The sequence below is a fragment of the Cupriavidus sp. WGlv3 genome (genome assembly GCF_023952475.1).
Lineage (GTDB): Bacteria > Pseudomonadota > Gammaproteobacteria > Burkholderiales > Burkholderiaceae > Cupriavidus > Cupriavidus phytorum.
Window position 1 is genome coordinate 576,453 of the sequence record NZ_JALHRX010000002.1, and the last position, 14,612, is coordinate 591,064.

The following is a 14,612-nucleotide window of genomic DNA, read 5'->3' on the forward strand; positions in this document are numbered from 1 at the left end:
CTGCGGGTGTGGTCGCCGGCCTATTCGACCTTGACGTTGGCCTTCTTCACCAGCTCGGCGTAGCGTGCGGCTTCGCTCCGGAAGAAGGCGGCGGCGGCCTCGGGCGTGCCGGGCTCGATCACCGTGCCCTGCTTCTTCATCGCTTCCAGCACTTCGGGAGACGTGAAGGCTTTGGCAAAGGCATCGTGCGTGCGTTTGACCTCTGCCGCCGGCATGCCGGCCGGGCCGATGACGGCGAACCAGCCGGCGACGTTGTAGCGCGGCAGGCCTTGTTCGGCGATGGTGGCAAGGTCCGGCGCGGCGGCGCTGCGCTTGTCGCCGCACAGGCCGATGGCGCGCAGCGTGCCCGCCTTCAGGTGCGGCGCCACCGCGTTGAGCGCCACCACGCCCATTTCCACCTGTCCGGCCAGCAGGTCGTTGACCATCGGGCCGGTGCCCTTGTACGGCACGTGACGTGCCGTGACGCCCGCTTCGTCCAGGAACATCTCGCCCGCCAGGTGGATGATGGTGCCGTTACCCGACGATGCATAGTTGTAGGAGTCGGGCCTGGCCTTGAGCAGCGCCACCAGTTCCTTCACGTTCTTCGCCGGCACCTTGGGATTGACCACCAGCACCAGCGGCGTGGTGCCGATCACGCTGATCGGGGTCACGTCCCGGATCGCGTCGAACGGCATGGTGCGGAACACGCTGGGGTTGATCACGTGGTTATTCGACACCAGCCCGAGCGTGCTGCCGTCAGGCTGCGCCTTGACCACCGCGGCGGCGCCGGTGATGCCGCCGGCGCCCGGCAGGTTCTCGATCACCACCGGCTGGCCGAAGGCCTTGCCCAGCGCCGGGCCGGCCGCGCGCGCGATGTTGTCGACGCCCGAGCCGGCGCTGATCGGCAGGATCAGGCGCACGGGCTTGCCCGATCCGCCCTGGGCCAGCGCTTCGAGGCCGGGGACGGCGAGGGCGGCGGCGAGCGTGGCGGAAAGTGCCAGCGCGGCCTTGAGCAGGATGCGACGTTGCATGCTTTGTCTCCGTATCGTTATCGTAGGGCGTCGATGGTGCTACTGTGGCGTGGCTGGCCCTCAGGCGCTTGCGCCGCGGTCCTTGCCGAGCCGCGCCAGGATCTCTTCGTTGTGCTCGCCGGCACGGGGCAGCGGGCCGCGTACACCCGGGCGGCGGCCGCCCATCAGCAGCGGCAGCAGCACCGTGGGCGTGGTCGAGCCGTCGTCGGCCTGCATTGGCACCAGCCCGCCGCTGGCGAGCAGGTGCGGATCGTCGAGCAGCTGATCCGGGCGCACGATCGGCGCGTAGGGAATGCCGGCGGCTTCGAGCTTCGGCGCCAGTTCCGCGGAGCGATGGTGGCGCAGGATCGCGCCCAGTTCTTCCAGCAGTTGCGGGCGCACCGCGACGCGCGCGGCGTTGCTGGCGTACTCGGGCCGGTCGATCAATTCCGGATGCTCCAGCACGCGGCACAGCGTGACGAACTGCTTGTCGCTGACCGCGCCGATAAAGAGCTGCTCGTCCTGTGCCAGCGTGAACACGTCATACACGCTCCACGCCGACACGCGCGACGGCATCGGCGGCGGCGGCTCGCCGGTCATCGCGTATTGCTGCATGTGCTGCGAGGCCAGGAACACGCAGTTCTCGAACAGCGCGCTCTGGATCTCCTGCCCCTTGCCCGTGCGATCGCGCTCGCGCAGCGCGGCCAGCACGCCGATGGCGCCGAACATGCCGCCCATGATGTCGTTGACCGAGGTGCCGGCGCGCAACGGCCGACCGCTCGGGCCGGTCATGTAGGACAGGCCGCCCATCATCTGCACCACTTCATCGAGCGCCAGCCGGTTCTCATACGGGCCGAGCAGGAAGCCCTTGTGCGAGACGTAGATCAGGTGCGGGTAGTCGCGCGACAGCGTGGCGTAGTCCAGCCCCAGCTTCTGCATCAGGCCGGGACGGAAGTTCTCCAGCAGGATGTCGCTCTGGCCCGCCAGTTCGGCGGCGGCGGCGCGGCCTGCGCCGGTGGTGATGTCGAGCACCACGCTTTTCTTGTTGCGGTTGAAGGCGCGGAAGAAGCCGATGCCCAGGCCTGGCAGGTTGCGCGTCTTGTCGCCGCCGGGCGGCTCGACCTTGATGACTTCGGCGCCGAGGTCGGCCAGGATCATGCCGCAGGTGGGACCCATCACCATGTGCGTGAATTCGACCACGCGCACGCCGGCGAGCGGCAGGGAGTTGCTGTTGCTGTCTTGGGGCATATTCATTCTCAAGCGGTGGCCGCGACGCGCTGCGCCGCGAAAGTCTTGGGCAGGCCGGCGCGCCACAGCGTGCCGTGCAGGGTTTCGTCGCGCAGCCAGCCGGCCACGTCTTCACGCAGCGCCAGCAGGCGCCCGATATCGATGCCGGTGTCGATGCCCATGCTGCCGAGCAGGTAGGCCAGGTCTTCGGTGGCCACGTTGCCGCTGGCGCCGGGCGCATGCGGGCAGCCGCCGATGCCGGCCAGGCAGGCGTCGAAGCGGGTCACGCCGGCGTCGAGCGCGGCACAGACATTGGCCAGCCCGAGCCCGCGCGTGTCGTGGAAATGGCCGCACCAGAAGCGGTCGCCGGCGATAGCGACGGCGCGCGCGAACAGATCGCGCACCATGCGCGGATCGGCATAGCCTACGGTGTCGGCCAGGCTGACGCGGTCGGCGCCGGCATCGAGCAGCGCCTGCATCAGCCGCAGCACTTCATCGGCATCGACACGGCCCTGCAGCGTGCAGCCGAACGCAGTACCGACGCCGCCTTCGATCAGCGTCTTCGCGCCGCTGGCATCGCGCGCGGCGCGGATCCGCGCCACTTCGGCAACGACTTCATCCGGCGTCTTGCGCAGGTTGGCCAGGCTGTGCGCATGGCTGGCCGACAACGGCACGATCATCAGGTCGGCGCCGCTGTCGAGCGCGTCCTGCGCGCCGCGCAGGTTGGGCACCAGCACCGACGTGAACAGGCCTGGCAGCGTGCGCGCGAACGCGACCAGCTCGGCGGTATCGGCCAGTTGCGGCAGCAAGCGCGCGGGCACGAACGAGCCGACTTCCAACTCGCGCAGGCCGGCGGCGTGGGCGCCGCGGATCCATGCGAGCTTGCTGGCGGTGGGCAGGATGGTGCGGATGCTCTGCAGGCCGTCGCGCAGACCAACTTCGCGGATCACGGCTTGGCTGGGGAAGGGGCGATTCATGGTTCTCCGGGACGTCTGGCGTCCCGCGGCGGGGGCGATGGAAGAACTCTATGAGTTTCTGGGGGCAAGCTGAAGCGGTGATTTAAGAAGCCAAGGATGCTGAAATGGAAAGTCACGCAGACGCCGCCGCGCGGCCTACGGAGTTTCCCGGAGACGATGCCGAGGCCACGATCACGCGTATAACATTCCCGTCTGGAAACGCCGCCCCCGTTATCCCATGCGAGACCTCGACCTCACCACGCTGCGCCTGTTCGTCGCCGTCTGCGAAACCCGCAACATGGCGCGCGCCGGCGAGCAGGAACACATCGTCGCTTCCGCCATCAGCAAGCGCCTGGCGCAGCTGGAGGAAACCGTCGGCGCCACGCTGCTGGAACGCCGCCGCCGCGGCGTCATCCCCACCCCCGCCGGCGAGATCGTGCTGGGGCATGCGCGCGCCATGCTTGCCGCGGCCGACCGCGTCGCGCGCGACATGGTCGACTACGGCTCCGGCGTGCGCGGGCAAGTGCGGCTGCTTGCCACGGTGTCGACCATGGCGGAATCGCTGCCGGACGACATCGCCGCCTTCATGCAGTTGCCGGCACACCGCGACGTGCGCGTGACCATCGAGGAGAGCCTGAGCAGCGAAGTGGTCAGCGCGCTGCGCGACGGCACCGCGCCGCTGGGCATCTGCTGGGACGCGGCCGACCTGGAAGGCTTCCAGACCCGCCCCTACCGCAGCGACCACCTCGCCGCCGTGGTCTACACGGGGCATCCGCTGGCGCAGGCGGATACCTGCCGGTTCGAGGACACGCTGGACTACGACCAGATCGCCATGCCGGCGCAGACCGCGGTGCAGATCATGCTGACGCGCTACGCCGCCATCCAGGGGCGGCGCATCGCGCATCGCGCCGTGGTGTCGACCTTCGACGCCGCGCTGCGCTGCGTGCGCGCGCAACTCGGCATCGTCATCATCCCGGCCGAGATCGCCACGCTCGTCGCCACGGCCTTCGGCCTGCGCGTGATCCCGCTGCGCGACGACTGGGCGCGCCGGCGCTTTGCCATCTGCTGCCGCGACTTCTCGCTGCTGTCGCCCGCGGCGCAGTTGCTGGTGCAGTTCCTGGAAGACGCCGCGGCGAAGGAAGCGACGGGCGCCGTGCCTGCGCCGGCCCGGGCACGGCGCAGGCGGTAAGCCGGCGCGCAACTTCCTGTGCGTTTCGAGGGTTAGCCCGAGGCGTTTTCGCAAGCTTATGTTGCGTGCCGTTGCGTAGACTGGCTTGCGTTTTTCGCCGCCGGCCACGATGGTTGGATAGAAAGGCCGGGCGAAGCCTGAATCACGACAATGCGCGCCGCCACGGCGCAGGAGCACGCAAATGAACTTCAACGGCAAGAACGTACTGGTCACCGGCGCCCGCGGCAACCTCGGGCGCGCGGTCGCGCATGCCTTCGCGCAGGCCGGTGCGCGCGTGGTGCTGCTGGACCGCCATGACGCACCGTTGCCCGAGACCGGCAGCGGCCACCTGGCACTGCAGGCCGACCTGCTCGATGCGGACAGCCTGGGGCAGGCCATCGGCGAAGCCGTGCAGGCGTGCGGGCGCATCGACGTGGTGTGCAACCTCGCCGGCGGCTTTGCCATGGGCACGGGCATCCACGAGACCAGCGCGGCCGACTGGAACCGCCTGTTCGACATGAACGTGGGCACGGTGCTGAACATGGCGCGTGCGGTGGTGCCGCACATGCTGGCCGCGGGCGGCGGCGCCATCGTCAACGTCGGCGCGAATTCGGCGGCGCGCGGGCTGGCGCAGATGGGCGCCTACTGCGCCTCGAAGGATGCGCTGGCGCGCGTGACCGAATCGATGGCGGCCGAGCTGCGCGACCAGGGCATTCGCGTCAACGCGGTGCTGCCCAGCATCCTCGACACGCCCGAGAATCGCCAGGCCATGCCGGATGCAGACAGCTCGCGCTGGGTCGGCCTCGACGCGCTGGCCGACGTGATCGTGTTCCTGGCCTCGGACGCGGCGCGCGCCGTGCACGGCGCGCTGCTGCCGGTGGTCAACCGCGCCTGACGCGCGGCCGGCGCGCCGCGGGTGCGGCCGCGCCGATGGCGCTGGCCGCTTCCTGGATCTGCTGGCGCAGCCAGCGCCGCAGCCGGTCGGCATCGGTGCGCGCGTGCCAGATCTGCATCATGTCGACCCGCGGCAGCGCGAACGGCACCGGCAGCATCAACAGGTCCGGATCGCGCGCCACCGCTTCCTGCGCGACCGAGCGCAGGCAGGTCAGCAACAGCGCCGAGCCCCGCACCAGCCGGCTCGGCGCCAGAAAGCTCGACAAACCCGCCACCACCGTGCGCCGGTGTCCCAGCCGCGCCAGCGCGCGATCCACCACGCCGTTGAGGTCGCCGGTCAGCGTGGTCAGCAGGTGCTCGCACGCCAGGAACGCATCCAGGTCCAGGCCGTGCGCGATGCGTGGATTGGTGCGCGAGGCCAGCACCACGAAGTCCTCGCTGCCCAGCCGCTGCTGGTGGAAGGTGTCGGGCAGGTTCTCGTAAAAGCCGGCGATCGCCAGGTCGCAGGTGCCCTTCTCCAGTTCCTCGCGCGGCAGCTCGCCGCGCGTGTTGTGCGTGACCAGCACCACGCCGGGCGCGTCGCGGCGCAGCCGCGGCAACAGCGCCGGCAGCAGCAGCTGCTCCATGTAGTCGGTGGTGTAGATGTGGACGGCCTCGCTGCGTGCCAGGAAATCGCGGCCGTCGCAGGCGTCGTAGAACGCATCCAGGTCCGCCACCAGCCGCTGCACCTGCGGTGCCAGCGCATGCGCGCGCGGCGTCGGCGTCAGGCCGCGTGGCGCGCGCACGAACAGCGGGTCGCCCAGTTCGTCGCGCAGCCGGTTGAGCTTGTGGCTCAGCGCCGGCTGGCTCAGCGCCATGCGCGCCGCCGCGCGCGAGGCGTTGCCTTCCTGGTACAGCACATGGAAGACGTAGAGCAGGTTCAGGTCCTTGCCGGCGATATTCATTTTTTGGATGGCAGGCATCGAAGATTCGAAGTTTTCGAATCATAGCCAGCTGCGTAGGATGTTGCCAATGCCGGGGCTGCCCCGGCCGACCGTGGACGCAAACCGGAGAACCCACATGAACATCCTGATGGTGCTGACCTCGCACGACCAGCTCGGCAATACCGGCAAGAAGACCGGCTTCTGGCTGGAGGAATTCGCCGCGCCCTACTACGTCTTCAGGGACGCCGGCGCCGACATCACGCTGGCCTCGCCCAAGGGCGGGCAGCCGCCGATCGATCCCAAGAGCGACGACCCGGATGCGCAGACCGATACGACGCGGCGCTTTCGCAGCGACAGTGCCGCGCAGCAGGCGCTGGCCAGCACGCTGACGCTGGACCAGGTGAAGGCCGAGGACTTCGACGCGGTGTTCTATCCCGGCGGCCATGGTCCGCTGTGGGACCTGGCGGAAGACAAACGCTCGATCGCGCTGATCGAGCAGTTCGATAGGCTGGGCAAGCCGGTGGGTGCGGTGTGCCATGCCCCGGGAGTGCTGCGACATGTGAAGGGCGCGGATGGTCAGCCGCTGGTGAAGGGCAAGGAAGTCACGGGCTTTACCAACAGCGAAGAAGATGCGGTGCAGTTGACCGAGGTGGTGCCGTTCCTGGTGGAGGATGTGCTCAAGGCCAGCGGCGGGCGGTTTACCCGCGGGGAAGACTGGGCCAGCCACGTGGCGGTGGCCGGGCGGCTGGTGACGGGGCAGAACCCGGCGTCGTCGGAGGCGGGGGCGGAGGCGGTGTTGGGGTTGTTGAAGTAAGACCGACGGGTTCCCACTCCTGCCGGTTTGCTCCCTCGCCCGCTTGCGGGAGAGGGGCCGGGGGAGAGGGCAGGCGCTGGCAATACGGACGCGCGCAACTTCGTGGAGGCTCTGGCCCTCTCCCCCACCCCTCTCCCGCGCGCGGGAGAGGGGAGCCTTTGCCCAGTGGTGTCGGCTGTGGCAAGCGGCTAAAGGTGCAATGCGTCGATCAGGCTCTCATCACTGAGGCACCAGCTCCACCCTCTCCCGGCTGGCCTTTTCCACCGCCTTGCGCGTATAGACCAGCGGGAAGTACTCCCCCTTGGCCCACAGCGGCGCCAGGTCGCGGTAATGCGGGCTGGCGGGATTGCCCGACTGCCCCGGCGTGTTGATCACGCGCGAGGCGTCCCAGTTGCCGACGTCCAGCACCATGCGGAACGACGCACCGGCGGTCAGCCGGAAATCCGTATTGCGGTAGCTGGTGTTCATCGGCGTGAAGGCCGAGCCGCCGATCGGGCCAGCGTTGACGTTGAACTGCAGGCGTTCGGCATCGCTCAGGATCGGGTCCATCGGATGCGTGAACACGGCAGTGTGGAGCTTGCCCCATTGCCAGGCGCGCGGGTCCGGGCCGAGTTTGGCTTCGACCTCGGCCATGGCGGCCTTCAGCGATTCGAGCATCACCGCGTTGCGGCGCTCCAGTGGCATCCACGGCCCCGGCTGCTCCAGCACCGCCACCACGCGCGCGGCATCGCCGGCGCCGACCAGGCGGGCAGCTTCGGGCGGCAGTGCGGCGCGCACCACGGCCTGGCGCAGGTGCTTGCTGAACCAGACCTCGAACAGCGCCGCGGCGGCGCTGTCGGCGCGCTCGTTGCCGTTCCAGCCACGCAGCAACTCCAGGCCGCGGGCCAGTTGCGGGTCATCGCTGCGCACCTGCTGCAGCAGTGCGACCACGCGCTGCGCCGGCAGCGACACGGTGTCGTTCTGCCACGCCATCGAATCCTGCACCGAGCTGCGCGGATTGGCGCCAACCACGGCCTTGAGCCGGCGCGCGCGCGAGCTGTCGCTCCATTCATAGCCCACGCCCAGCCTGGCCGCCGGGTGCTCGGGCGGGATGTTGTTTTCATTGGCGGTGACGATATAGCCCGGCGCGGGGTTGTAGGCCCACGGCAGCTCATCCATGTTGCGATAGCCGGCCCATTCATAGCGGCCGTCGCCGGCCACCGGCGTCAGGCCGTCCCAGTTGGGACGCTTGACGGTCAGCCCGCCCGGGATCCAGCCGATATTGCCGCCGGTGTCGGCATAGACCTGGTTCTCGCCCGGCGCGCCCCAGCGGTTCATGGCGGCACGGAACTGGTCCCAGTTGCGCGCGCGCATGTAGTCCATCGAACCGAAGTACGGCGCCATGCCGTAGTCTAGCCACGCGGCGCGCAGCGCCCACGCATGCCCGGACCCGGACACCAGCACCGGGCCGTGGCGGGTGAAGTCGAGCGTGATCTTGCGCGGCGCGGGCTCGCCCTTGACCGCGATCTCTTCGGTGATGGTCTCGATCGGCTCCCAGCGGCCCTTGTACTTGTATTCGCGCGGGTTGGCCGGGTTCAGCTCGTAGCCGTACAGGTCTTCCTGGTCCATGTAGAACCGCGTCAGGCCAAAGGCGATGGTGCCGTTGTGCCCGATCGAGATGCCCGGCAGGAACGGCTCGCCCGCGCCGATCACCGACATTCCCGGCGCATTCAGGTGGCTGATGTAGCGCAGGCTGGGCGCGCCGTGCGAGCGGTGCGGATCGTTGGCCAGGATCGGCCGGCCGGTGGTGGTGCGCTTGCCGCCGATGACCCAGTTGTTCGAGCCCAGGCTGCGGCCGGTATCGCTGTTGGCATCGACCACGGCATAGAGCTGGTCGAGCGGGATGCCGGCGGCCTGCGCGCCGCTCCAGGCTTCCTTGGGAAAGCGCGCGGCGGCGGTGGCCAGTTCGTAGGCGCGGCGCAGTTCGGCCGCCGGCACGGTGCAGGGATCGATGCCGGGGTTGAGCTTCGGCTCGATCTGCGGGTCGAGCTCGCGGCGCAGCCAGTCGGCGCGCGCGGCCTGGGTCTTGGCCTCGCAGTAGAGGCGAGCGCGGTCGACCTCGCCGGTGAAGTTCAGGGTCAGGCCGTGGTGGCGGATGCGCACGATGTCTTCGGCCTGCCAGCGCGCCGGCTTGTAGTCGAGCTTGCGGAATTCCGGCGGCAGCAGCTCTGGCTTCTGCTCGGTCAGCGCGACGTAGGCGTTCACCCCCGCGACAAAGGCCTCGGCCACGCGCTTGGCGTCGCTGCCATAGGCCAGCCATTCGCGGTACATGTCGCCGCGGAACAGCACCGCGCGCGCCATGCGGTCGCCATCGGCATAGGCCGGACCGAAGTCCCTGGCCATCTCGCCGAGCCCGCGCTTGCGCCACAGGTCGATCTGCCACAGGCGGTCGCGCGCGGCCATGAAGCCCTGCGCATAGAAGGCGTCGTAGAGCGTGCCGGCATAGATATGCGGCACGCCCCAGCGGTCGACCAGCACGCTGGCGGGTTTTTCCAGGCCGGGTACGGCAAAGGCCTGCTGGCGGGCGGGCGCTTCGGCCATGGCGGCCGGGACGGTGGCGAGCAGGGCCAGCGCAGCGGCCAGGCGGCGGGGGGTGCGTAACATCAGGTCTCCTCGTGTTGTGATGGCTGCAGATGTCTTGCAGTTCACACCGAAGATAGTGCATGGCCGGCCGCGGCGCGAGTGCCGCGGCCGATCTCCGCACGCCGCGTGGCGTGCCGGTACCGGCGGCCCGGATGCTTAGTAGACGTCGCGCCGGTAGCGGCCGTCGTCGGCCAGGCGGCGCAGCGCATCCTCGCCCAGGATTTCGGCCAGCGCGCCATGGACGCCGCCGGCCATGCCCTGCAGGCTGCCGCAGACATAGATGGCCGCGCCGTCGGCCACCCATTGCCGCACGCCATCCGCCTGCAGGCGCAGGGCGTCCTGCACGTAGCGCGGCGCGCCGCCGTCGCGCGACCAGGCGTGGTCCACGCGTGCCAGCGTGCCGTCCGCCAGCCAGCCTGCCAGTTCCCCGGCAAAGAAGGCGTCATGCCGCGCCGAGCGCTCGCCGAACAGCAGCCAGTTGCGCCGCCGCCCGGCCGCGGCGCGGGCCTTGAGCTGGGCCCGCAGCCCGGCCAGCCCGGTGCCGTTGCCGACCAGGATCAGCGGCCGCGCATCGGCCGGCGGATGGAAACTGCGATTGGTGCGGATGCGCAGCGCGATGCGGCCGCCCGGCGGGGCGTGCTCGGTCAGCCAGCCGGAGGCCAGGCCGAGGCGTCCATCGTCGTGGCGGGTCTGGCGCACCAGCAGCTCGAGCCGGCCGTCGCGCGGCAGCGAGGCGATCGAATATTCGCGATGCGGCAGCGGCGCCAGCGCATCCACCAGCTGCTGCGGCGCGACGCCCTGCAGCGCGGCAAGGTGCGGTGCGGGCAGCGGCAGGCGCGTGGCCATGGCCGCGGCCAGGGTAGTGTCGGCGCCATCGCAGCGCACCGGGGTGGCGCCGTCCAGGCCAAGCTGCGCCAGCAGCCGGTCGACTTCGGCCGGCGCGTGGCACGGGCCGATCTCGGCAATGTCGCCGGCCTGCCAGTCCGGCGCCGCGCCGTCCGGGGGCGCCAGCACCAGATGGAAGGCCGGCGCACCCTGGCTGCCGGGGTTCAGGTGATGGCGCTGCGCCAGCCGCCAGTGCTCATAGCGCGGACGTTCCCAGTCGGCGATCTCGGCGCCGCCGCTCAGCGCCGACAGGTGGTTCTGCCAGTGGCGCAGCGCGCCGGCATCGCCGTTGTCGACTTCGATCAGGTCGAACAGCGGCTGCGCGCGCTGGCGCTGCAGCCAGCCCTGCAGCGCATGGCCGAAGGCACAGAAGCGCGCGTAACTGCTGTCGCCAAGCGCAAGGATGCCGTAGCGCAGCCGGTGCAGGCCATCGGCGCCCGCCAGCAGGCGGCGGGCAAAGCCCGACGCGCTGTCGGGGGCGTCGCCCTCGCCGGTGGTGCTGACTACAAACAACGCCTGACGGCACGCTTGCAGGCGCCGGCCATCAACCTCGGCCAGCGACAGCAGCTGCACCGGCATGCCCGCGCCCTGCAGCGCGGTGGCGGTCTGCAGCGCCAGCTGTTCGGCAAACCCGGTCTGGCTGGCGTAGACCACCAGCGTCGCGCCGGCGTCCGTGCCTGCCAGCGCCGCCACCCGCGCGCGCCGCTGGCGATGATGCGCCACCACCGTGCCGCAGAACCCCGCGTACGCGGCGACCACGCCGGCGGCCATGGCCATGCGCGATGGCCCGAGCACGGACAACGCCACGCCGCCGGCCACGGCCAGCCAGCCAGCGCCGGCGATGGCGGATGACACAGTGCTGCCGCTCATGCCAGCATCGCGGCAAAGGCCGGTGAAAGATGTTCGAGAAAACCGTTTGCGGTGCGCACCAGGAAGCGCGCGGCAATGCCATGGCGGCGCGCGTGCGCCATGCCGGCATCGGGGCCCAGCACCGTCAGCGCGGTGGACAGCGCATCGGCCAGCATGCACTGCGGATGGATCACCGTGACCGAGGCGAGCGCGTGGCTGGCCGGATAGCCGGTGCGCGGATCGATGGTATGGGCAAAGCGGCGGCCATCGCTGTCGAAGTAGCGCCGGTAGTCGCCGGAGGTGGCCACCGACAGCCCGTGCAGCGCGACCAGCGTTTGCTGCGCGGCATCGCTGCCCGGCCCCGGCGGTGCTTCCAGCGCGACCCACCAAGGCATGCCGTCGGGCTTGACGCCATGGCCGCGCAGTTCGCCGCCGATCTCGGTGAGGTGATGGTCCAGCCCCTGTTCGCACAGGTAGCGCGCCACCGCGTCGACGGCGAAGCCCTTGGCGATGGCGCAAAAGTCCAGCGCCACGCCGCCCGGCTGGCGGGCGCGCCCGCCGGCGGCATCGATATCGATGCGGGCCCAGCCGCAACGGCCGCGCGCGGCCTGCACGTCATCTGGCGGCGGCGGCGCATGGCGCGCCGGGGCCGGGCCGAAGCCCCACAGGTCGACCAGCGGCCCCGCGCTCGGGTCATAGGCGCCGCCGCTGTCGCGTGCCACCTGCAAGGCGGTTTGCAGCACCGCGAAGCAGTCTGCCGGCAAGGCGTGCCAGCTGCCCGCCGGCGCACGGTTGAACCGGCTCAGGTCGGATTCCGCTTCCCAGTTGCTCATCTGCGCGATCACGCGCTCGAGCACGGCCCGGATGCCGGCGGCGATGGCGTCGGCATCCGCTTCCGGCGGCAGCAGCGCCGCCACCGACCAGCTCGTGCCCATGGTGGGCCCGCCCCAGCGCTGCAGGCGCGCCCCGGCGGGCGGCGGCTCGGGCGGCGCGCTCAGCGCGATGGGTAGCAGGACGCGGTTCACACCCGGCAACCCGCTTATTGCGGCAGCACTTCCACCGTCACCGCATAGACGGCGCGGCGCGACCTGGCCTGCTTGAAGGTGGTCTTGTCGTCCTTGACCTCGGCTTCCATCCAGTACATGCCCGCGGCCGGCCACTTGACGCTGAACTTGCCGTCGGCGTCGGTGATGGCGCTGAATTCCTGCAGCTGGTCGCGGTAGCGGATGCCGCCCGGCACCACCGCCACCTTCAGGTTGCTGGCGGGCTTGCCGTCGAGCAGCAGGCGGAAGCTGGCGGTGTCGCCGGCGACCAGGTCGTTCGGGTGCGTGATCGGCGCCAGCTCCAGGCCGCGACCGACGGTGCGCAGGCCCTTGTCGCTGGGCTTGCCGGCGGTGACGAAGGATTCGATGCGGCCCTCGGCCTGCGTGACCTGCAGGTCCTGCGCGTTGGCCGGGACTTCCCTGGCGAAGTTCTCGGCGCTGCCGCGCCAGCGCTTGGGCTGGCCGTCGACCTTGTAGCTGGCGAACAGGCCGTTGTTGACCACCGCCACGCGGTACGTGCCGGGCTGGGTCAGGTGGAGGTCGAAGGTGCTGCGGTACTTGCCGGTGGCCGCGTTCTGGGCCTTGACCGCGCTGCCGTCGGGGGCGGTCACCTGCAGATTGTCGAGCCGCATCGGCACGTGCTCGAAGTAGAACAGGTCGTTGGAGACCGCGGCGTCGACGGTCACCCACGGATCGCTGCCGGACAGCACCGTGGCCGACGGCAGCAGCCACTGGCGATGCGCGTGCGCGGCCAGCGGCGCGAGCGCGGCCAGAGCCAGCACGGCGGCGCGCACTGCCAGGCGGGAAGTAGCGGCGGACATCAGGGAAGATTTCATGGTCGGGCTCCGGGATGGTTAAGGCTTCAGGTCGACGGTGACGCCGCCGAGTTCGTGTTCGCCCTTGGCGCGGGCGCTCTGTGCCGATTGCGGCGGCCACGTGAACGGCACGCGCAGCAACTCGCGCCCGCCCACTTCACGCGCGGCCTCCACCACCAGCTGGTAGTTGCCCGCGGGCAGCTTGCCCAGCGGCGCCTTGCCGTCGCTGAAGCTGACGCTGTGCTCGCCCGGCGCGCGCGTGGCGCCGGAGACGCCGTCGGCCGGCATGTGCAGGTCGCGGCCGGCCTTGCGCCACCACTGGCGCATGTCCTTGAGCCACTTGGTGCCCTCGCCGTCCTTGAGCTTGCCGTCGTACCAGACCGCCAGGGTCTGCACCGGGCTCTGGTCGGCGCGCTCGACCCACATCGCCACATAGGGCCGGTGGTACTCGGCCACGCTCAGGCGCGGGATGTCGACCTTGACGTTCAGGTCCGCGGCCAGCGCGGGGCCGGCCAGCGGCACGGCGGCGATGCCGGTCAGGGAGACGGAGAGCAGTCGGCGCATATCGGAGAAACCTCGTCAGTGAGATGCAGGAAGAAGATCGGCGCGAGCGCGACCGATCAGTGGATAAACAGGATCGCCAGCAGCACCGGCACCACCAGCCCCAGGCCCACCAGCGGCCAGGTCGCCACGCGCCCGCCTGCATGCAGCTTGAGCAGGAACAGGCCGGTCACGCAGAACACCAGGCATGCCAGCGCGAACGCGTCCAGGACCAGGCTCCACGCCGCGCCGGTGTGGCGGCCCTTGTGCAGGTCGTTCAGGTACGAGACGGCACCGCGCGAGGTGCTCTCGTACTGCGCCTCGCCGCTGTCGAGCGCGATACTGACCCAGGCGTCGCCGCCCGGACGCGGCAGCGCCACGTAGATTTCGTCGGCGGACCATTCCGCCTCGCGCCCGCTGGCGTGGATATCCAGCGACTGCGCCAGCCAGTCGGCCAGCACCGCGGGCACCGGCGCCGTGGTCTCGCCTGACTGCGACCCGGCGGCCGGGGCCGCGGCCCGGACCTTGTCGAGCACGCGCGTGGGCAGCGTGGCGTGCCGCGTCTGCACGGCTGGCCTGGCTTCGATCTGGCCGGCGTGGTTCAGCGTGAAGCCGGTGACCGCGAACAGCAGCATCCCGACCAGGCAGATCGCGGAACTGATCCAGTGCCATTGGTGGAGATGCTTGAGCCAGAAGGCGCGGCGCTGCTGGCTGGACGCCGGCTCGGTTTCGGTCATTACTGTGGACGGGCGGGAAGGCGCGGATGTTGTGATACCTACATCACAAATGAATCGCAAGCGAAAAGAATAATCGTTCTCATTTAAAATCGCAACGAGGCGATGCCGGCGACCGTTTACAGCCTGTTACAGCAAGGGATCGTTGTTGTC

At 70.2% G+C, this 14,612-nt stretch carries 13 protein-coding genes; 3 read left to right on the forward strand and 10 right to left on the reverse strand.

Annotated features, from left to right (window positions below; translation table 11 throughout):
* Positions 1-20: 20 nt before the first annotated feature.
* The 3 genes from MKD38_RS06035 to MKD38_RS06045 are packed head-to-tail and all read right to left on the reverse strand — an operon-like array spanning position 21 to position 3,193.
* Positions 21-1,010, reverse strand: coding sequence for a tripartite tricarboxylate transporter substrate binding protein (locus MKD38_RS06035; RefSeq protein ID WP_252675222.1), 990 nt, complete (start codon positions 1,008-1,010; stop codon positions 21-23).
* A 60-nt stretch (positions 1,011-1,070) separates the two neighbouring features.
* Positions 1,071-2,237 carry a CaiB/BaiF CoA transferase family protein gene (locus MKD38_RS06040; protein WP_252675223.1) on the reverse strand — a complete coding sequence of 389 codons (1,167 nt, stop codon included), beginning with the start codon at positions 2,235-2,237 and terminating at the stop codon, positions 1,071-1,073.
* Between the two features lie 8 nt (positions 2,238-2,245).
* Positions 2,246-3,193 carry a hydroxymethylglutaryl-CoA lyase gene (locus MKD38_RS06045; RefSeq protein WP_252675224.1) on the reverse strand — a complete coding sequence of 316 codons (948 nt, stop codon included), beginning with the start codon at positions 3,191-3,193 and terminating at the stop codon, positions 2,246-2,248.
* A gap of 217 nt (positions 3,194-3,410) precedes the next feature.
* On the opposite strand from MKD38_RS06045, the gene MKD38_RS06050 reads away from it, so the two are divergent.
* Both MKD38_RS06050 and MKD38_RS06055 read left to right on the forward strand, forming a co-directional pair.
* Positions 3,411-4,361, forward strand: coding sequence for a LysR family transcriptional regulator (locus tag MKD38_RS06050; protein WP_252675225.1), 951 nt, complete (start codon positions 3,411-3,413; stop codon positions 4,359-4,361).
* Positions 4,362-4,542: 181 nt separating this feature from the next.
* On the forward strand, positions 4,543-5,235 hold the full coding sequence (locus tag MKD38_RS06055) for an SDR family NAD(P)-dependent oxidoreductase (RefSeq protein WP_252675226.1): 693 nt from the start codon (positions 4,543-4,545) through the stop codon (positions 5,233-5,235).
* Here the strand turns inward: MKD38_RS06055 and MKD38_RS06060 are convergent.
* Positions 5,222-6,196: a LysR family transcriptional regulator gene (locus MKD38_RS06060; protein WP_252675227.1), complete on the reverse strand. Its 975-nt coding sequence runs from the start codon at positions 6,194-6,196 to the stop codon at positions 5,222-5,224. The genes MKD38_RS06055 and MKD38_RS06060 overlap by 14 nt on opposite strands.
* A gap of 97 nt (positions 6,197-6,293) precedes the next feature.
* Here MKD38_RS06060 and MKD38_RS06065 point away from each other — a divergent pair, with 97 nt between their 5' ends.
* Positions 6,294-6,971 (forward strand): type 1 glutamine amidotransferase domain-containing protein, encoded by a 678-nt coding sequence (locus tag MKD38_RS06065; RefSeq protein WP_252675228.1) that lies wholly within the window; start codon positions 6,294-6,296, stop codon positions 6,969-6,971.
* Positions 6,972-7,190: 219 nt separating this feature from the next.
* Here the strand turns inward: MKD38_RS06065 and MKD38_RS06070 are convergent, their stop codons facing one another.
* The 6 genes from MKD38_RS06070 to MKD38_RS06095 form a co-directional block, all read right to left on the reverse strand.
* Positions 7,191-9,614, reverse strand: coding sequence for a penicillin acylase family protein (locus MKD38_RS06070; RefSeq protein ID WP_252675229.1), 2,424 nt, complete (start codon positions 9,612-9,614; stop codon positions 7,191-7,193).
* Between the two features lie 135 nt (positions 9,615-9,749).
* Positions 9,750-11,348: a sulfite reductase subunit alpha gene (locus tag MKD38_RS06075; RefSeq protein ID WP_252675230.1), complete on the reverse strand. Its 1,599-nt coding sequence runs from the start codon at positions 11,346-11,348 to the stop codon at positions 9,750-9,752.
* On the reverse strand, positions 11,345-12,352 hold the full coding sequence (locus MKD38_RS06080) for an FAD:protein FMN transferase (protein ID WP_252675231.1): 1,008 nt from the start codon (positions 12,350-12,352) through the stop codon (positions 11,345-11,347). Before MKD38_RS06080 ends, MKD38_RS06075 begins: the two co-directional genes overlap by 4 nt.
* Before the next feature lie 14 nt (positions 12,353-12,366).
* Entirely contained in the window at positions 12,367-13,206 is an 840-nt protein-coding gene (locus MKD38_RS06085; RefSeq protein ID WP_252675232.1) for a DUF4198 domain-containing protein, read from the reverse strand.
* Positions 13,207-13,224: 18 nt separating this feature from the next.
* Positions 13,225-13,749, reverse strand: coding sequence for a DUF2271 domain-containing protein (locus tag MKD38_RS06090; RefSeq protein WP_252675233.1), 525 nt, complete (start codon positions 13,747-13,749; stop codon positions 13,225-13,227).
* Positions 13,750-13,805: 56 nt separating this feature from the next.
* Entirely contained in the window at positions 13,806-14,462 is a 657-nt protein-coding gene (locus MKD38_RS06095) for a PepSY-associated TM helix domain-containing protein (RefSeq protein WP_252675234.1), read from the reverse strand.
* Positions 14,463-14,612 lie beyond the last annotated feature (150 nt).